We start from the raw sequence: 17650 nt of genomic DNA, 5'->3' as shown, positions 1-17650 counted from the left end.
CTGCCGGGCCCATGGCTGTTTTGGACATGTTGGAGCTGCATCAATTCCGCCATTCCGCGTTTTGTCTCAAGGTGCGGATGGTGTTACAGGCCAAGGGACTGAGTTTCCGCACCGTGGAGGTGACCCCTGGCGTCGGCCAGGTGGCCGTGTTCCGCCTGTCCGGCCAACGCCAAGTTCCCGTGCTTGTGGATGGGGATCAGGTGATTGCCGACTCCACCGCCATTGCTTTGCACCTGGTTCAGCGGGAGCCCGATCCCGCCCTAATTCCTAACGACCCACGTCAGGCAGCCCAGGTGTATCTGTTGGAGGACTGGGCCGACACCACCCTCGCGATGGCTGGCCGTTCCTCCTTGGTGCAGGCCGCCGCGCTGGATCCTGAGCTGCGGGTTGCCCTGCTCCCCGACGATCTACCGGACCCCGTGCGTTCGGTCATGGGTGTGATCCCCGGCGGTTGGGTCAGCAACATCACCGAACTGGTCAACCAGAAGGAGCGCACTGAGCTGCTGGCCAGCCTGGAGCAGCTCGCCACATCAGTGCAGGCCAGTCCCTGGTTGGTGGGCGACAGCATGACCCTGGCCGATATCGCCGTTGCTGCTCAGTTGTCACTGCTTCGCTTCCCCTCCTCAGCAGGTTCGCCCCTGGCTGGCAAAGGGGTGCCTGGGCTGAGCGACCACCCCAAGCTCCAGCCGCTGTTCCAGTGGCGCGACCAGATCGAACTCAAATTGATGGAGCGGACCCTGGAAGAGGTGTGAAGCGCAATTGGTAGTGATGCAGAGCGATGGCCTGATCCCGCAGGCTCTCGCCAGGTGAGGCATAGCGTCCTTGCCATTGCTCGGCGCAGATGGCTTCGCCGCAGCGCTCGTAGCGGCTCAGTGTTTCGATCCGGCTCAGCCGCGGCGGGCCGGGGGCATGCAGGATCTGCAGCACCAATTCATCGGCCAGGAAGGTGTTGGCGTTTGGGCTTTCCTGGCGGCGGCCCGTCACCGTTGTTTCGAGATAAAGGTCGCCTTTGAGCCGAGCGATCTGGCGGTTGGCGGAGTCGGGGTCCTCTTCCACTCCCAGCAGCTGCTCGCCAAGGAGGGCACGGCCGATGGCCGTGGCGTTGAAGCTGCGGTCGCCGATCAGCCGACCGCGCCGGTCGGCTTGAAACCGTGCTTGATGCAGCAGGGGTGGATCGTCGGGGGCATCGAGATCAACGCTTTCCACCTGCCAGAGTCCGGCAAACCAGTCGGGATAGATCAGGTCGTTCCGATTTGACGGCCGCGGCAACGGTGCCGGCAGGCTCCAGTCGGGCCAACTGTTCAATCTCTGCTCAAGACCTGCCTGGGCCCAGGCGGGGCCGCCGCTGAGCAGGATGGTGAAGCCGATCAGCAGCATCCACAACCGCCGTTCCATGTCTGATCCCCTGATCCGTGCCCTTGATGACTATGTGGTGCTGGAGCCCGGCAAGCCGGAGCAGCTGCTCAGCGCTGCAGACACGTTGACATGGCTGAGCGGTTGGTTGCGCAGCCTTGATCAGTTGCCGGCTGATCTTGCGGATCAACCTGATGTGGAATCAGCAGCGCAGCGGTTGATCGATACGGCCTGTGATCTGGAGATCAGCCCCGGGGTGACTTTGCAGTGGTTTGCGGTGCGTTTGGAGCCGCCCACCGCTTGAGATCAGTCGGTTCGGCGTTGGGTCGGATCCTGCAGCAGGCTCGGCAGCAGTTGCAGGATCCCGTCAGCGACAGCCTCTGGAGTTTCGTCGTTGATCACCACCGTGAGGTCGGCTTCGCTGTAGAGGGGACGGCGCTCGTTCAACAGCGCGTTGAGAGACGCTTCTGGATCAGTGGTCTGCAGCAGCGGACGCACGGTGCTGTCGGCGTTCAGCCGCTGCAGCAACTGATCGGGAACCACATCGAGCCAGATCACGATGCCGCTGTGCAGCAATCCCCAGTTTTCAGGCTGGGTCACCACACCTCCTCCGGTGGCCACCACAAGGGAATGGCGCTGGCTGATCGCACTAAGCACCTGGCTTTCCAGGCTGCGGAAGCCTGCATCGCCATCCCGCTCAAAGATCTCCGGGATGCTGCAGCCCGCCGCCTGTTCGATCACGGCATCGGCATCCACAAAGCCGTAGCCCAGGCGTTCGGCCAGGGGGCGGCCCGTGCTCGTCTTGCCGCTGCCCATCATTCCCACCAAATACAGGCTGCGCCCGCTGAGGCGTTTCTTAAGGGTTGGGGTGGAATCCGCCATGACTCGGAAACCGCTGTAACTCATTAGGATGCCTTGCGGCCGGAACGTCACATGACTGAAACGAAGTCACCAGCACGGCACGGCCAGGGTCGTGGTTGTGTCATCACCAGGAGGGCCTGTTTCAGTGCCAGCCATCGCTATTGGTTGCCCGAGCTGTCCGCCGATGACAATGCCGCCCGTTTCGGGCCCTGCGCGTTGGCTCCTGGCCATGGCCACAACTACGAGCTGATCGTGTCCATGGCTGGTGGTCTGGATGCCGATGGCATGGTGCTCAACCTCTCGGAGGTGAAGCACGCCATCCGCAACGAGGTGACGGGGCAGCTTGATTTCCGCTTCCTCAATGAGGCCTGGCCGGAATTTGACGTCTCCACTCCTACCGGTTGCCTCCCCACCACCGAGGCCCTGGTGCGGGTGATCTGGCAACGGCTTAGCCCTGATCTGCCGATCACGGCGCTGCGCCTCTACGAACAACCGGGCCTTTGGGCCGACTATCTCGGACATCCCATGGACGCCTTCCTCACCATCCGCACTCACTTCGCCGCCGCTCACCGACTGGCCCGCCCGGAGCTCAGCCAGGAGGAGAACGAAGCTATCTACGGCAAGTGCGCCCGTCCCCACGGCCATGGCCACAACTATCTGGTGGACGTGACCGTGCGCGGTGAGATCGATCCCCGCACCGGCATGGTCTGCGACCTCTCCGCGCTGCAGCGCCTCGTGGATGATCTGGTGGTCGAGCCTTTCGACCACACCTTCCTCAACAAGGATGTGCCCTTCTTCGAGGAGTGCGTGCCCACGGCCGAGAACATCGCTCTGCACATCGCTGATCGTCTCTCCAGCCCGATCAAGGCCATCGGCGCCAGCTTGCACAAGGTGCGGCTGCAAGAGAGCCCGAACAATGCGGCCGAGGTTTACGCCGAAGCACCTCAGTTGGAGATGTCTCCGGCAGCTCTTGATGCCGTGGCTGCCGTCTGATCGACGGCTTGATGCCCCAATGCCCTACATCTTTGCGCCCCACTCCTACGCGCCCCTTCGTTCGGCTGGTGTTGGCCATCAGCCTCGATGGACGCTTGGCCCCGCCAGAAGGCGGTGCTGCCCAGCTGGGGGGTGAAGGTGACCGTCGTGCCCTGGAGCATGCCCTTGCCTGGGGGGATGCCTGCCTGATCGGTGCCGGAACCCTTCGGGCCCATCAATGTACTTGCTTGATCCGCAACCCTCAGCTGCTGGAGCAACGCCGAAGCGAGGGGCGAACCGAGCAGCCGGCCGCTGTGGTGGTCAGCCGGTCCCCCGAATTCTCGAGCACCTGGCGTTTCTTTGATCAGCCGCTCCAGCGATGGCTGCTGGCTCCTGACCCTGTGGATCAAGGCTTTGATCGTTGGTTCCCTTTGGCCCCAACCTGGCCGGAGCGGCTCGAGGTACTTGGAGCGGCTGGGATTCAGCGTCTGGTGCTGCTGGGTGGCGCCAGGCTCAGCGCCGATCTGTTGCAAGCCGATTGCGTCGATGCGCTTCAGCTCACTTTGGTGCCCCAGCTCCTGGGAGGCTGCTTCAGTTGGTTGCCTTGCACCGATGTGCCGTTGCCCGCTGTCTTGGCGCAACCGGGTGCCTGGCAGTCCGATGGCGCTGAGGATCTCGGGGATGGGGAGTTGCTTGTTCGCTACCAACGGATCCGACCTGGTTAAGGTCATCTCAATAAGGCCAAAGACACCGTCGCAATGACGTCACTCACGGCCCGCTGGCATCGCTCCATCAACGAGATCCCAGAGCAGCAGTGGAACAGCCTGGTGGGAGTCGATACGATCCCTTTTTACCGCTGGAGCTGGCTGGAGGCTTTGGAAAGCTCAGGCAGCATCATTCCCGAGCAGGGCTGGCAGCCCCTGCATCTGGCCCTCTGGCGTGAAGACACTCTGATTGCGGTGGCTCCGCTGTTCCTGAAGGGCCACAGCTATGGCGAGTTCGTGTTCGACCAGACCTTTGTCCGTCTGGCGGCGGATCTGGGGCTGCGCTACTACCCCAAGCTTTTGGGCATGAGTCCGGTCAGTCCCGTGCTGGGCTACCGCTTCCATGTGCGATCTGGAGAGGATGAGGCTCTGCTCACCAGGGAGTTGCTGCGGGCGATCGATCGCTTCTGCGAACAGAACGGCATCCTCAGCTGCAATTTCCTCTACGTAGATCCGCAGTGGCGACCTCTGGCGGAGGCCGCCGGTTGTGCCGCCTGGCTGAACCAGCAAAGCCTGTGGAGCCGCGGTGACGACCAGACGTTTGAGGATTACCTCAAGGGCTTCAATGCCAACCAGCGCCGCAACATCAAGCGTGAACGCAAGGCCGTGGCCAAAGCCGGGATCACCGTGACACCCCTCAGCGGCGACCAGCTGGACCTGGAGCTGTTGCAGACCATGCATCGTTTCTACGAGCAGCACTGTGCTCGCTGGGGACCGTGGGGCAGCAAGTACCTGGAGGAGGGCTTTTTTAAAGCCTTGGCACGGCTGCACCGCGACCAGCTGGTGCTCTTTTCTGCCCACCGCGGTGACCCGCGCGATCCGGTGGCGATGTCGATGTGCGTGCAGGACGGCCGTCAGCTCTGGGGCCGCTACTGGGGCAGCCACGAGGAGGTTGATTGTCTTCACTTCGAAGTCTGTTACTACGCTCCGATCGAATGGGCTCTGGCCAATGGCATCGTCTGTTTTGACCCTGGAGCCGGTGGTAGCCACAAACGCCGCCGAGGTTTTGTGGCCCGTCCCCACGCCAGCCTGCACCGCTGGTACCAGCCCCAGATGGATCAACTAATCCGCACCTGGTTGCCCAAGGTGAATGGCTTAATGCTGGAGGAGATCGAGGCGATCAATGCGGAGCTGCCCTTCAAAGCGGAACCTCCGGCCTTGGCTTTGTAGGTTGAAGGCATGACCACCACTCCAGAAGCACCGGCATCTACCGCTGCGGCGATGGATGCTCTTGATCAGCGCCTGTCCCAGCGGTTCATCGCTCTGGACCCCAGTGGCTATTTCCTGATCAAGCTGGATCGTGATGCCGCCGAACTGGTGCTTGAGCACTACGGCAACACCATTGATGACAAAGGGTTGGCTCGAGATTCCGAAACCGGTGAGGTGTTGCGCTGCGACGGGGGCAATGCTCCTCGTCGCCCTTCAGCCGTCTATCGAGGCAGCACAGCAAAACAGTTGGGCATTCAGCTCACTGAAGGGGATGCCCCACACCCGGTCAGTTGCCTCGATCATGCCCTGTATCTGGGGCGGGAGCTGCAGAAGGCTGAGCAGTGCCTGCGTAACGGCTCAACCTACGTGCAGGACTGAGACTTAGGCAGGCTGCAGTTCTTTGGCTGCCGTGGGTTCTTCAGGCGGTAGAGCTTCAAGTTGTTCGCGGATTTCACGCTGAACGATCGAGCGGTACTCGAGGAAGTGCTCGTTGTGGGCCAGCACCGAGAGGAACTGTTCCAGCAGGGCGGGGTTTTTTCGTGCCATACCGAACAGATAGCCCCAGAAACGGGTGCGGGTGTTGCGCTTGATGCCCTGCCGCCAAACCACAATGCTCAGGGCCTTGAGGTCCACCAGGCTGGGCAGTTTGGCCGCGGCTTTCCAGCGGGGAGCCCCCATCTTCAGGTAATAGCTGTAAACCCGGTCCATGTAGGCGTTGGGTTCGTAGAGCGCGCAGAACGCGTCCACGTACTCGTTGGCAATGTCGCGGATCGGTCGGGTGGGTTTGAAGTTCAGCAGGTTGGTTTGGTTCACGCCCTTGGCGGCATCTTCCCCTTGGATCAGGCGCCCTTCCCGCTCCAGCCGTGCCCAGAGGGCTGTCTTGGGCAGCGCTTGCAACATGCCCATCATCGCGGCGGGGATGCCTGTGCGGGTCACAAAGTCCACGATGCGGTGGCCTGCACCATCCTTCTCGCCGTCGAAACCGATGATGAAACCCGCCATCACGCGGATTCCGTTGGCGGTGATCCGGTCCACCGCGGCATCCAGTGGGTTGCGCGTGTTCTGCACCTTGCGAGCCGTTTCCAGGCTGGCTTCGTCCGGGGTTTCGATGCCCAGAAAGACGCTTTCGAAACGGGCGTCGTGCATCATCCGCATCATCTCGTCGTCGTCGGCCAGGTCCACAGAGGCTTCGGTAGCGAAGCTGAAGGGGTAACCCCGCTCTTCCTGCCAGGTGCGGATCTGCGGCAGCAGCAACTTGGCGTTGCGTTTGTTGCCGATGAAGTTGTCGTCCACCAGGAAGATTGAGCGCCGCCAGCCCAGGTCGTAGAGGTATTGCAGCTCAGCCACCAGCTGCTCGGGGGTTTTGGTGCGGGGCTTGCGGCCATAGAGAACGATGATGTCGCAGAACTCGCAGTTGAAGGGGCAGCCCCGCGAGAACTGCACGCTCATCGAGTCGTAGGCCTCGAGTTGCAGAAGATCGAAGCGTGGAATCGGGGTGGCGGTGACATCTGGCTTGTCTCCCTCGGCGCTGAAACGGCCACTGGCCTCTCCCCGTTCCAGGGCATCCAGGAACATCGGCAGGGTGATTTCCCCCTCATCGAGGATCTTGAAATCCGCCAGATCCAGTTCTGGTGCATCCGGTGTGGAACTGGCGAAGGGGCCGCCAATCGCCACCGGCAGCCCGCGCTGTTTGGCCTTGCCGATCTGCACGGCCATGTCGTCCTTCTGGACGATCATTCCCGAAATGATCACCAGCTCAGCCCAATCCCACTCCTCCTCCGTCACCTCCCTAACGTTCCGGTCCACCAGCTTCATCTCCCATTCCTGGGGGAGAAGTGCTGCCACGGTGACCATCCCTAGGGGAGGCAGCAGCACTTTGCGATTCACAAGCTCGAGAATCTTTTCGTAACTCCAGAAGGTCTTCGGGAATTCGGGGTATACGAAAAGAGTGCGCATGGCGTCGGGCGTTGGTGGATGGACGTCCGGTCGGCCCGGCTGGAGATACCTCTCAATCGGTATCAGCTGTTCACAAACCCTAAGCGCAATGGCCTGAACCCAGGCCAGTGGGTGATCTAATGGTGGTCACCTCCGTACTTGAACATGGGCGTCGGCATCTATCTCGGCCTGGTTGGTTCAGGTCTGGTGACGGCTTTTGTGCTCACCAAGCTGCTGAAGGGAATCAAGCTCATCTGAGCGGTTCCAATATCCTTGCGCCTCGCTTTCGAATCCAAAGCACAGCCACAGCAGCGCTGAGGCCCCCGGTGAGTACGAAAGCCGTGGAAAGGTTAGTGATCATCACCAGCAACGCCACAATCAACCCACTGAGCCCGCCTCCGCCCAGAAAAGCGATCTGGCTAAGGCCGGCCATCCGACCGCGCATCACTTGCGGTGCCCCGATCTGACTGATCAAGTTGCAGCTGCTCAGGAGTCCAGCTGTGCCGGCTCCGATGAGAAAGGCCATCGCCAGGCTGAAGCCAGGTCCTGTTGTGCAGGCCATTCCCAGCTGGGCCACGGCGGTGATCAAGCCAAAGCCTCCCAGGGTTAGGAAAGGACGCCGGCAGAAACGCTGGCTGTTGCGTTGCAGCACAAGGCCGCCCACGATGCTGCCGCCTGCCAGCACGCTGGTGAACAGACCCAGATCCGTGGGCTTCGGCCCCAGCTGATCGAAGGCGATCAATGGGGCCAGCCCCGGGTGATAGAACCCGATCAGACAGAGAACCCCGGTGAAGCTGAGCACCCCCTGCAGGGTGCTGCCGCAGTGGCGCCAGGCGTTGCGCAGGCTGGCGTCTTCGCCGCCGCTGCTGCGCACTTCCCGGTCCCGATTTGGGCTGAGCAGCAACATCACACTGCTAATGGGAAGCAGATAGCTGGCCGCATCAATGCCCAGGGCCCAGGCCGGGCCAGTGGCCGCCAGCAGCCAGCCACCGATCGGAGGGCCCACCAGCTTGCCCATGTTGAACACCACCGAAAAGCTGGTGAGATAGCCCGCCAGCTTTTCGGGTTCCTCCACCAGGATCGAGCAGTATTTGTTGCGGGCCGTTATCTCATAGGTTCCGGCGATGCCCACCAAAAGGGTGCTGCAGAGCAGTAGCAGCACCTGAGCCGTGCCCTCCAGCAGGGGAATCGCCAGGGCCCCCAGGCCAGAGGCGGCCAGCAGTGCCCATTGCGCTTGAACCAGAACCCGTTCACAGCCCACGCGATCGGTGCGCACTCCCGCTGGACCACTCACCAGCAGTGTGGGCAGTGAAAGAGCGGCGAAGTTCAACGCCAGCACGAAGGGATCCACGCCTCCTTTCATCAGAATCCAGCCCTTGGCGGTGATGCCGGCAAACGACCCGGCTGTGCTCACACCGGATGCGATCAGAAAAAGCTGCCGTTGTCGCTCAGGCCGCAGTTTGAGAAGGGTCAACCCTGGCGTCTCGCTGCAGCCACCATGGCGCGGGCAACAACAATCCGCCCGCTGAGGTCGTAAAAGTCAGCCCTCGGTGCTCTCCAGGCGGCAGAAGGTCATCATGTTGATCTGATCGGCTCAAGCCTCTGCCGACCTCGTTTCCAGATCCACAGCACAGCCAGCACCACACCGACTCCGCCTGTCAGGGCATAGGTCGTTGTCAGGTTGGTTGCGAGAACCAACATTGCTGCAAGTAGACCGCTGAGGCCACCACCGCCGAGGAAGGCGATCTGACTCAGTCCACCCATTCGTCCTCGGATGACCTGTGGGGCACCCACTTGGGTTATCAGGTTGCAACTGCTGAGTAAGCCTGCTGTCCCTGCACCGATCAAAAAGGCCATCGCCAGGCTCACGGACACGTCCGTTGATGCCGCCATGCCGAGTTGGGCGATCGCTGTGATCAGTCCGAACCCGCCAATCGTCAGAAAAGGCGAACGACAAAAGCGTGCGCTGTTGCGTTGCAACACCAGACCACCGCTTATGCTCCCCGCCGCCAGCACGCTGGTGAAGATCCCGAGGTCACGGGGATCCGATCCAAGAATCGCTTCGGCCATCAACGGAGCCAGCCCCGGGTGGAAAAAGCCCACCAGACACAACACGGCTGTCAGGCTCAGCACTCCTCGCAGGGTGGATCCGCTTTGCCGCCAGGCCGTCAGCAAGCTCCCCTGTTCTCCATCGTTACTGCGTTGTTCCCGGTACCGATCGGGATGTAACAGAAACAGAACCGTCGCAATCGGCAGCAGGTAGCTGGCTGCGTCAATTCCTAGGGCCCAGGACGGACCCTTGAGAGCGACAAGCCAGCCACCGATCGGAGGACCCACCAACTTGCCGACGTTGAACACGACCGAAAAGCTGGTGAGGTAGGTCACCAATTGGTCGGGTTTATCAATGATTAGGGCGCAGTACTTGTTGCGGGCCGTGGATTCGAAGGAGCCCGCAACGCCCATGAGCAAGGTGCTGACGAGCAACATCAGTACCTGGGCTTGACCATCGAGCAGAGGGATCGCCAGCGCGCCCAGCATTGCCGCCGCCAATAACCCCCATTGCGCTTGGATCAGCATCCGCTCGCATCCCAGCCTGTCGGTGCGAACCCCGGCGACTCCGCTCACCAGCAGGCTCGGCAGGGAAAGTGCCGCGAAGTTCAAGGCCAATACCAGTGGCCCACCCATGCCATCCAGAAGAATCCAGCCCTTGGCGGTGATGCCGGCGAAGGATCCAGCTGTGCTGATGCCGGACGTCAGTAGGAAGAGCTGACGCTGCCGCTTTCGCGACAGCAAATGAAGGTTCAAGCATCCGCTCTGATCGCGGCAACCATCGCTCGGGCTCCCACCATCTGTCCATTCAGGTCATAGATGTCAGCCCCGGTGATCTCCACCGGCACCAGGCTGCCCGGTGCGGCCTGCTGCCCCTCGGCGCCGGGTTGCACCCGCACTTCACCATCCACTTCAGGGGCAAAGCGGGCGCAGCGTCCGATCATCTCGCCGGTCTGGGGGTTGTGCTGTTCGATCAACACGTCGACGGTGCGCCCCACCCAGCGGCTGTTCCGTTCTGCCGAAATGGGCTGCTGCAATGCCATCAGGGCATCTTTTCGGGCCTGCGCCACCTCAGGGTCAACACGATCAGGCAGGTCGGCTGCTGCCGTGCCGTCCTCCGGCGAGAAGGTGAACACCCCTACGTGATCGAAGCGCTGACGCTCGAGGAAGCCCATCAGGTGTTGAAAGTGCTCCTCGGTTTCACCGGGGAAACCCACGATCAGCGTGGTGCGCAGCACCGCATCGGGGAGTTGCTCGCGGATCTGATCCAGCAGGCGGTCGTTCACATCCGCCTGCCAGGGGCGGTTCATCGCCCTCAGCATCTCCGGATGGCTGTGCTGCAACGGCAGATCCAGATAGGGCACCACATTGGGCACCTCCCGGTATGCCGCCAGCACATCCGGCGTCAGCCCAGTGGGATAGGCGTAATGCACCCGGATCCAGGGAATCTCCACGTCCCCCAGGGCCCGCAGCAGCTCAGCCAGTTTCGGTTTGCCGTAGAGGTCGAGGCCGTAGTTGGTGGTGATCTGGCTGATAAGGATCAGCTCCTGCACCCCCTGCGCTGCCAGTTGATGGGCTTCGGCCACGATTGATTCGATCGGTCTGCTGCGCTGATCCCCCCGCAGCTTCGGAATGATGCAGAAGGCGCAGCGGTAGTCGCAGCCTTCGGCCACTTTGAGGAAGGCCACCGCCTGGTCGGTGGTGCGCTGGCGGGGCAGGTGTTCGTCGCCCACAAAGGTGGGCACGGCGCTGACGCGGTTCACCCGCTCCCCCACTTCCACCCGTTGCAGCACATCAACAATGTGCTGGTAGTCGCCGGTTCCCACGATGGCTTTGGCCTCAGGGATCGACTCCAGCAACTCCTCCTGGAAATGCTGGGCCAGGCATCCCGCGATGATTAATTCCTTGCCCTGTTCCGCCAGTTCCACCAGGGTGCGCACCGATTCTTCGCGGGCGTCCTGGATGAAGCTGCAGGTGTTCACCACCACCACGGCGGCATCGCTCTCATCGGTGCTGACGCCGTAGCCGGCTTCTGCCAGCAGCCCCACCATGTGTTCGGTGTCCACCCGGTTCTTCTCGCAGCCCAGGTGGGCGAAGGCGACCGTCGGTTTCGTCGGGGTGCTTGTCATCACGTCGCCGGCAGGCCAAAGATCAGCCTACGAAGCGGCCTGATCACGCCGGAACTGACAGAATCCGTTCACTTGAAGATCAAGGATGGGCACCACCCGTCTCGTTAGCCGTCGCCGCCAGGATTCCGGGGCGAAATGGGCCCGCATCGCCATGGCCGTGCTGGCCACTGCAGGCCTGATCGACACCGGTTCGATCACCCTGAAGCGCTGGGGTTTGCTTGGCAACCTCACCTGCCCAATGGGGGCCGATGGTTGCGACAAGGTGCTCAACAGCGCCTGGGGGACGGTCTTCGCCGGGATCCCGCTGTCGTTGGTCGGTGTGCTGGCCTACGGCGCTGTGCTGCTGATGGCGCTGCTGCCCTTGTTGCCGGGCTTGCAGGAAAACAAGAGCGACATGTCCCGCCGCACCTGGTGGGGTCTGTTCGCCGTGTCCCTCGGTATGGCCGTTTTCAGCGGCGTGCTGCTGGGGGTGATGCTGCTCAAGATTCAGGCCTTCTGTTTCTTCTGCGTCCTCTCCGCTGGGCTCTCTTTGGCCTTGTTGGTTCTCTCCATCGTTGGTGGTGGTTGGGACGACTTGGGGCAGCTCGCGTTTCGCGGCGGTCTTCTGGCCTTGGCGGTGCTGTTGGGGGGCTTGATCTGGGCGTCCGTGGTGGATCCGAATCGGCCCGAGGCCGTGGCTAGTGGATCCGGCGTCGCACCGCTTGTCACCACCGAGAGCACACCAGCTTCGATCGCCTTGGCTGAGCACCTCACCAGCAGCAGCGCCGTGATGTACTCCGCCTATTGGTGCCCCCACTGCCACGAACAGAAGGAGCTGTTTGGCAAGCAGGCCTCGGATCAGTTGAAGGTGGTGGAGTGTGCGCCGGATGGTGAGAACAACCAGGCCGACCTGTGCCGCAGCAAGGGATTGGAGGGTTTCCCCAGTTGGGAGATCAACGGCAGCATCGATTCCGGGGTGAAAGGGCTCGACACCCTTGCGGAACTCAGCGGCTACAAGGGCGACACCGACTTCTGAATTCGTGATGCCCTCAGTCCCGGACGGCGCGGGTGACGATGCCCCGCTGCCGTTGTTGCCGGGAATGCTGTCTCCATTGCGGCAGCGGTGCAGGAGCATCGCTGCGGTAGTGGCCTCCCCGGCTTTCTCCCCGAAACAGGCAGGCCTCCAGCATCAGACGGCTGGTCAGCAATCTGTGGTGGAGATCTAGCAACAGGTTCAGATCACGTCGGCTGCTTTCCGCCAACAGCCTGGGAGAACAGGGGTCGTCCCGTAGCAGGGCCTGGAGCAGCGCCTGCTGCTCCAGCTGTTGTTCGTGGGCTTTCACGTTGCCGAGGGCCTGGCGCAGTCCAGCGGCGGATCGTTCCACCCCCGCCCGTTGCCAGCAGAGTTGCCGCAGCTGCTCGATGGCGTCGATCAACTGCGAACTGCTGCTGCCGTTGAGGCCCAAGGCAAGCGTTTGTGTCGTGCTGCTGCCGAGGGCCGTTGGGACAGGGCCGAGCTCGATCTCTTTGAGGCGATGGGCGAACACCAGGCATTCCATCAGGGAGTTGCTGGCCAGTCGGTTCGCGCCATGCAGGCCTGTGCAGGCCACTTCCCCTACGGCATGGAGCCCGGGCAGCGTGGTGGCGGCCTGCAGGTCCGTGGCCACCCCTCCCATCCAGTAATGGGCGGCTGGTGCCACGGGGATTGGCCGTTCCAATGGATTCAGTCCGAGTTCGTCGCAGCGGTCCAGGATCGTTGGGAAGCGTTGCTCCGCCTGGTCGCGCGGGATGGCGGCGAAGTCGAGCCACATCTGTTTCACCTGCTGCCGCTGCATGGCCTGCATCAAGGCACGGCTCACCTGGTCTCGCGGTGAGAGGTCGCGTTGGGGCAGGTGGGCCACAGGGCTGCCCCCCAGGGAATCCATCAGCACCCCGCCTTCGCCACGAACGGCTTCGGAGATCAGAAAGCAGGGGGCGTCATCCAGGCGGATGGCAGTTGGATGGAACTGAACAAATTCCAGATCTTCCACGGCTGCACCCGCCTGCCAGGCGAGGGCGATGCCTTCGCCGCAGGCCTGGGCTGGATTGGTGGTGTTGGCAAACAGATGCCCCCCCCCTCCGCTGGCCAGCACCACTGCGCGGGCTTCGATGCCGTGAAGATGAGCCCCATCCAGCACCTGCACGCCGCAACAGCGCCCATCGCGCACCAGCAGCTGCGTCACGCGAACGCCGCGGCGATGCAGTAACCCCGGCCGTTGCTCTACACGATCCCGCAGCACATCCACCAGGGCTCGCCCCGTGCGGTCCTGCACATGCAGCACTCGTCTGTGACTGTGGGCTGCTTCCAGGGTGGTGGCCAGACCGTCCTGATCCCGGTCGAAGGCCATCCCCAGCTGCCCCAGGCGCTCCACGCAATGCGGCGCCTCCTGCACCAACAGCCGCACTGCATCACCATCGCAAAGGCCTGCTCCAGCCAGAACGGTGTCCTCCGCATGGCTTTCGGCGCTGTCCTCATTGCGGGTCACCGCGGCGATGCCCCCCTGGGCCCAGCGGCTGGAGGAACGTCGCCCTGTGTTGCGATTGAGCAGCAACACCTTGAGCTCCGCAGGCAGATCAAGGCAGGTCATCAAGCCAGCGGCTCCGGCACCGATCACCACCACGTCCCAAGGACCTGAGGGGATGGGGTCAGAGCAGCGGGGCTGGGCCATCACAGGGACAAAAAAACCGCCGGTGGTCCGGCGGTTCAAGCAGTCACAACATTGTGACGGGCTTAAGGCTTAACGGTATTGGCCGTCATTGATGCGGTCATCGCCTTCGTTGAGAGCGATGGAGGGAGGGGTGACGGTGAAGTTGTCGCGGTACTTCGCGAACAGCTCCTGCTGACGCTCGGTGAGGTCAAGAGACAGCACGTCATCAACGCTGTCGTAGGGGCCACCCAGAACGATCTTGCCAGCCATGGTCGGGTACATCCCGGGGAATTGCTGGAAACGACGCACGGAGGAGTTGTTCAAATCAACCTTGCCGTCCCGTGCGGCAATTTTGTCGTCCGCGATGTTGCGGATCTCATTACCGGAATACTTGTTGCGAAGGTCGTCGTCGGCGTAGACGCTGCTCGGCATCACGAGGCCTGCCATCAGGCTCGCCATCACCAATGCGCCGGTCAGCCAGCTCAGAAGCCGCTTCATCTCAACTCTCGATCAGGGGTCAGAACGGGTCGACCGGCAGTGCCGGCTCCGGAAGACTACAAGTCGTTGAGCCCTTGAAGCCCCTGAATCGGGGCAGCTTTTGCAGTTCGTTTCACTCGATCAGGCCGCTGAGCCCCGGCTGCAGCAAGGCCGTGAGCAGGAACAAGCCATCAACCCAAAGAGTTGTGATCAAAACGGCAGCGGCCATGGATCCAGCATCACCAGTGAAACCGCTGTTGTTCCTGTTCAGGCGCCGCCCAGCCGACAGCACAAGGACTGCTGAGATCACCAGGGTGATCAGAGGCAGGGGCTGGAGCAGATGCGTCCCTGCTTTATGCAGTAGCAGTGGCGCTTGATCGAGGGAGGCCGTCACCACTGCGGGCCAGAACTGCATCACACCGGTGGCCGCCATGGCCAGATCTGTGCAAGCTGTTCCCACCAGGGAGGACAAATAAAACGTTGCCGCCAGGTGCCAGCGCCCCTGCAGACCACCCAAGGCCACAGGCAGAGCAAAGGCTTCCACTGGCAGGTGCAGAACGGGATGGGCCCGCAGCCAACCCCAGAAAATGCACCCCGCGAGCCAGCTGCCGCTGAAACCCACGAGCAGGGAACCCAGGTCGGAAGCCGTCTGGGAGCGGCTCCGATGCATCACCAGGCCGGCTGCAATCAGAACGCCTGTGAACAGGGTGGCCGAGAACGGATTCAGGCGCACCCAGGGCGCCTGCAGGAATACCGGCAGCACCACCATGGCTGCTGCGATGCGGGCCACGGGAAAGGACCACGACCGAGCGGGGGCTGAGGTTTGCCAGGTGCCGCCGATCAAATGTCCTTTGTGAAGAAAGTCACGGAACCTTAGAAGACATCTCCAAGTGACGCGGCCGACATGCCCGCATCGCCCGCCGGGGATACCGTCGAAGCGACACTCACTCGTTGATGGCGGACCCCTCTGCATCCCTCAACCTGGTTGAGGCCTGCTGGCGTGATCTGGTGCTTGGAGTGGTCCAAGGACTCACTGAATTCCTGCCGATCAGCAGCACCGCCCATTTGAAGGTGGTTCCCGAGCTCTTGGGTTGGGGCGATCCGGGTGTTTCCGTGACAGCCGCCATTCAGCTGGGCAGCATCGCTGCTGTCATCGCCTACTTCCGCACTGATCTCAGCCAGGTGCTGCGGGGTGTCAGCCGCGCCTTTCGCTACGGCCAGTGGCGTGAACCTGAGGCGCGTCTCGGGTTCGCCATGGTGGTGGGCACCCTGCCGATCTTGGTCATCGGTTTGGGGATCAAATTCGCCTGGTCCCAGGGCTACGAACAGTCACCCCTGCGCAGTATTCCGTCGATTGCCATCGTTTCGATTGTGATGGCGCTGTTGCTGGCCCTGGCCGAACAGGTCGGTGCTCGAAGTAAGCAGCTTGATGTGGTTTTAGGCCGTGATGGCCTTCTGGTGGGCCTGGCCCAAGCACTTGCCTTGCTCCCGGGGGTGTCGCGTTCCGGCAGCACCCTTACGGCGGCCCTGTTCGACGGTTGGCAGCGTGCTGATGCAGCCCGCTTTTCCTTTCTTTTGGGCATTCCCGGTATCACCATCGCGGGTCTGGTGGAGCTCAAGGATGCTTTAGCCGCCAGCCCTGGCAACGGTCCTCTGCCGTTGCTGGTGGGCATTGGTTCGGCTGCAGTGGTGTCGTGGCTGGCAATCGATTGGTTGCTGAAGTTCTTGCAGCGCAACAGCACCTGGCTTTTTGTCGCCTACCGGCTGGTGTTCGGGCTGCTTTTACTGGTCTGGTGGGGCGTCTACGGCTCACACTGAGTTCAGATGAAGCCGGCTTGTGTGGAATGAGCCATCCGTCGGGGTTGCCGTGGCAGCCCTCGATCCAAGCAGCAGTGGTCGGCAACCGCAGCCCGCGGTGGTGGCGTCTGTGGAGCCCGGCTCGATCGGGGAGGAGCTGGGTTTTGAGCCGGGCGATCAGTTGCTCAGCATCAATGGAATTCGCCCGCGCGATCTGATCGATTACCGCTACCTCTGCGTTGAGGAGGAGCTCTGCCTCGAGGTGCGTGATGCCAAGGGTGCGCTGCATCGGGTGGAGTTGGAAAAGGATGCCGATGACGGCCTTGGGCTGGCCTTCACTGAGGCCCTATTCGATGGCTTGCGCCAGTGCAACAACAACTGTCCGTTCTGTTTCATTGATCAGCAGCCCCCGGGGCGGCGCGACAGCCTTTACCTCAAAGACGACGATTACCGGCTGAGTTTTCTCTATGGCTCCTATCTGACGCTCACCAACCTGGGCGAGTCCGACTGGCAGCGGATTGAGGACCAGCGTTTATCGCCGTTATTTGTCTCGGTGCACGCCACGGATCCCGACCTGCGTTCACGACTGCTAGTGAATCCGCGTGCTGCTCAGGTGATGGACCAACTCGCCTGGTTTGACCAGCGTGATCTGCAGATCCATGCCCAGGTGGTGGTTTGTCCGGGGCTGAATGACGGTGCTGCTCTAGAGAGAACACTGAACGACCTCGCCTCCTTCGCGGCTGGCCCCTGGCCGGCGGTGCTGTCTGCGGCGGTGGTGCCGGTGGGGCTTACCCGCTTCAGGCCGGCGGATGACGGATTGGTTCCTGTGGATCCGGACTGCGCCCGCAGGGTGATTGCTCAGGTGGAACCCATGCAGCAGCACTTTCAGGAGGTTTTGGGCACCCGTTTTGCCTGGCTCTCCGATGAGTGGTATCTGGTAGCGGGATTGCCCTTGCCGCCCCGGGATAACTACGAGGATCTCCCGCAACAGGAAAACGGCGTGGGCAGCATCCGTGCCTTCCTTGAATCCTTGGATGCAGCGACTGAGGATTTGCCGACTGCGGTCCCTGAGCCCCGGCGTTGCAGCTGGGTGGTTGGTCAGATCGTGGTCCAGGCGTTGCAGCCCGTGGCTGAACGGCTCAATGCTGTTGATGGCGTTGAGTTTCACCTAATCGGGTTGCCGAGTCCCTATTGGGGGCAGGAGCAAGTGGTGACAGGACTGCTGACGGGACAGGATCTGCTCAGTGGCTTGCAGGGCCAAGAGCTAGGCGATGAGCTGCTGCTGCCATCGGTGATGTTGCGGCAGGGGGAGCCCGTCTTCCTGGACGACATGACCCTGGACGACTTGGCCGTGCAGCTGCCGGTCCCCATTCAGATCGTGCATGGGGCGGCTGACGTCGTGGACTCGGTTTTGGGTGCCGTAGGAAAAAGTCCCTAA

At 62.2% G+C, this 17650-nt stretch carries 19 protein-coding genes; 10 read left to right on the top strand and 9 right to left on the bottom strand.

What is annotated here, in order from left to right:
• The first annotated feature begins 26 nt into the window (after positions 1 to 26).
• Positions 27 to 752, top strand: coding sequence for a glutathione S-transferase family protein (locus tag SYNCC9605_RS11725; RefSeq protein ID WP_041435837.1), 726 nt, complete (start codon positions 27 to 29; stop codon positions 750 to 752).
• Here the strand turns inward: SYNCC9605_RS11725 and SYNCC9605_RS11720 are convergent.
• A complete protein-coding gene (locus tag SYNCC9605_RS11720; RefSeq protein WP_041435222.1) occupies positions 718 to 1395 on the bottom strand; it encodes a DUF6816 family protein in 678 nt (225 codons plus the stop codon). The genes SYNCC9605_RS11725 and SYNCC9605_RS11720 overlap by 35 nt on opposite strands.
• Here SYNCC9605_RS11720 and SYNCC9605_RS11715 point away from each other — a divergent pair.
• A complete protein-coding gene (locus tag SYNCC9605_RS11715; RefSeq protein WP_011365277.1) occupies positions 1394 to 1657 on the top strand; it encodes a chlororespiratory reduction protein 7 in 264 nt (87 codons plus the stop codon). The genes SYNCC9605_RS11720 and SYNCC9605_RS11715 overlap by 2 nt on opposite strands.
• 2 nt (positions 1658 to 1659) lie before the next feature.
• Here the strand turns inward: SYNCC9605_RS11715 and SYNCC9605_RS11710 are convergent, their stop codons facing one another.
• Positions 1660 to 2235: a shikimate kinase gene (locus SYNCC9605_RS11710; protein ID WP_041435835.1), complete on the bottom strand. Its 576-nt coding sequence runs from the start codon at positions 2233 to 2235 to the stop codon at positions 1660 to 1662.
• Between the two features lie 51 nt (positions 2236 to 2286).
• Between SYNCC9605_RS11710 and SYNCC9605_RS11705 the strand changes: the two genes are divergently transcribed.
• Genes SYNCC9605_RS11705 through SYNCC9605_RS11690 form a run of 4 tightly spaced genes read left to right on the top strand, consistent with a single transcriptional unit; the run spans position 2287 to position 5537 of the window.
• The gene (locus tag SYNCC9605_RS11705) at positions 2287 to 3207 is read left to right on the top strand and encodes a 6-pyruvoyl trahydropterin synthase family protein (protein WP_011365275.1); all 921 of its coding nucleotides are present in this window, start codon (positions 2287 to 2289) and stop codon (positions 3205 to 3207) included.
• Positions 3208 to 3218: 11 nt separating this feature from the next.
• Positions 3219 to 3911, top strand: coding sequence for a RibD family protein (locus SYNCC9605_RS11700; RefSeq protein ID WP_011365274.1), 693 nt, complete (start codon positions 3219 to 3221; stop codon positions 3909 to 3911).
• Positions 3912 to 3944: 33 nt separating this feature from the next.
• Complete coding sequence (locus SYNCC9605_RS11695) at positions 3945 to 5120, top strand: GNAT family N-acetyltransferase (RefSeq protein ID WP_011365273.1); 1176 nt, start codon at positions 3945 to 3947, stop codon at positions 5118 to 5120.
• Between the two features lie 9 nt (positions 5121 to 5129).
• Positions 5130 to 5537, top strand: a complete 408-nt coding sequence (locus SYNCC9605_RS11690; RefSeq protein ID WP_011365272.1) for a DUF4346 domain-containing protein — start codon at positions 5130 to 5132, stop codon at positions 5535 to 5537.
• A gap of 3 nt (positions 5538 to 5540) precedes the next feature.
• Here SYNCC9605_RS11690 and SYNCC9605_RS11685 read toward each other — a convergent pair whose 3' ends face one another.
• Positions 5541 to 7115, bottom strand: coding sequence for a B12-binding domain-containing radical SAM protein (locus SYNCC9605_RS11685; protein WP_011365271.1), 1575 nt, complete (start codon positions 7113 to 7115; stop codon positions 5541 to 5543).
• Positions 7116 to 7259: 144 nt separating this feature from the next.
• On the opposite strand from SYNCC9605_RS11685, the gene SYNCC9605_RS11680 reads away from it, so the two are divergent.
• Positions 7260 to 7352 carry a cytochrome b6-f complex subunit PetL gene (locus SYNCC9605_RS11680; protein ID WP_011365270.1) on the top strand — a complete coding sequence of 31 codons (93 nt, stop codon included), beginning with the start codon at positions 7260 to 7262 and terminating at the stop codon, positions 7350 to 7352.
• On the opposite strand, the gene SYNCC9605_RS11675 is transcribed toward SYNCC9605_RS11680, so the two are convergent.
• From SYNCC9605_RS11675 to rimO, 3 genes are all read right to left on the bottom strand, one after another.
• Complete coding sequence (locus tag SYNCC9605_RS11675; protein WP_011365269.1) at positions 7345 to 8568, bottom strand: MFS transporter; 1224 nt, start codon at positions 8566 to 8568, stop codon at positions 7345 to 7347. The two genes, SYNCC9605_RS11680 and SYNCC9605_RS11675, sit on opposite strands and share 8 nt — an antisense overlap.
• Positions 8569 to 8669: 101 nt before the next feature.
• Positions 8670 to 9899 carry an MFS transporter gene (locus SYNCC9605_RS11670; RefSeq protein ID WP_011365268.1) on the bottom strand — a complete coding sequence of 410 codons (1230 nt, stop codon included), beginning with the start codon at positions 9897 to 9899 and terminating at the stop codon, positions 8670 to 8672.
• On the bottom strand, positions 9896 to 11272 hold the full coding sequence (gene rimO, locus SYNCC9605_RS11665; protein WP_011365267.1) for a 30S ribosomal protein S12 methylthiotransferase RimO: 1377 nt from the start codon (positions 11270 to 11272) through the stop codon (positions 9896 to 9898). The genes SYNCC9605_RS11670 and rimO overlap by 4 nt, the downstream gene beginning before the upstream one ends.
• Positions 11273 to 11357: 85 nt before the next feature.
• Between rimO and SYNCC9605_RS11660 the strand changes: the two genes are divergently transcribed.
• Positions 11358 to 12287 carry a vitamin K epoxide reductase family protein gene (locus SYNCC9605_RS11660; protein WP_011365266.1) on the top strand — a complete coding sequence of 310 codons (930 nt, stop codon included), beginning with the start codon at positions 11358 to 11360 and terminating at the stop codon, positions 12285 to 12287.
• Between the two features lie 13 nt (positions 12288 to 12300).
• On the opposite strand, the gene nadB is transcribed toward SYNCC9605_RS11660, so the two are convergent.
• From nadB to SYNCC9605_RS11645, 3 genes are all read right to left on the bottom strand, one after another.
• A complete protein-coding gene (gene nadB, locus SYNCC9605_RS11655) occupies positions 12301 to 13959 on the bottom strand; it encodes an L-aspartate oxidase (protein ID WP_011365265.1) in 1659 nt (552 codons plus the stop codon).
• Between the two features lie 69 nt (positions 13960 to 14028).
• Positions 14029 to 14436, bottom strand: a complete 408-nt coding sequence (gene psbU, locus SYNCC9605_RS11650) for a photosystem II complex extrinsic protein PsbU (protein WP_011365264.1) — start codon at positions 14434 to 14436, stop codon at positions 14029 to 14031.
• 112 nt (positions 14437 to 14548) lie between these two features.
• Positions 14549 to 15259 (bottom strand): DUF3120 domain-containing protein, encoded by a 711-nt coding sequence (locus tag SYNCC9605_RS11645; protein ID WP_011365263.1) that lies wholly within the window; start codon positions 15257 to 15259, stop codon positions 14549 to 14551.
• 110 nt (positions 15260 to 15369) lie between these two features.
• Between SYNCC9605_RS11645 and SYNCC9605_RS11640 the strand changes: the two genes are divergently transcribed.
• Complete coding sequence (locus SYNCC9605_RS11640; RefSeq protein ID WP_011365262.1) at positions 15370 to 16233, top strand: undecaprenyl-diphosphate phosphatase; 864 nt, start codon at positions 15370 to 15372, stop codon at positions 16231 to 16233.
• Between the two features lie 19 nt (positions 16234 to 16252).
• Positions 16253 to 17650: a TIGR03279 family radical SAM protein gene (locus tag SYNCC9605_RS11635; RefSeq protein ID WP_011365261.1), complete on the top strand. Its 1398-nt coding sequence runs from the start codon at positions 16253 to 16255 to the stop codon at positions 17648 to 17650.

The organism is Synechococcus sp. CC9605 (assembly GCF_000012625.1).
Taxonomy (GTDB): Bacteria; Cyanobacteriota; Cyanobacteriia; order PCC-6307; family Cyanobiaceae; genus Parasynechococcus.
Note: the sequence above shows the minus strand (reverse complement) of the source record. Positions and strands in the feature narration are given on the sequence as shown.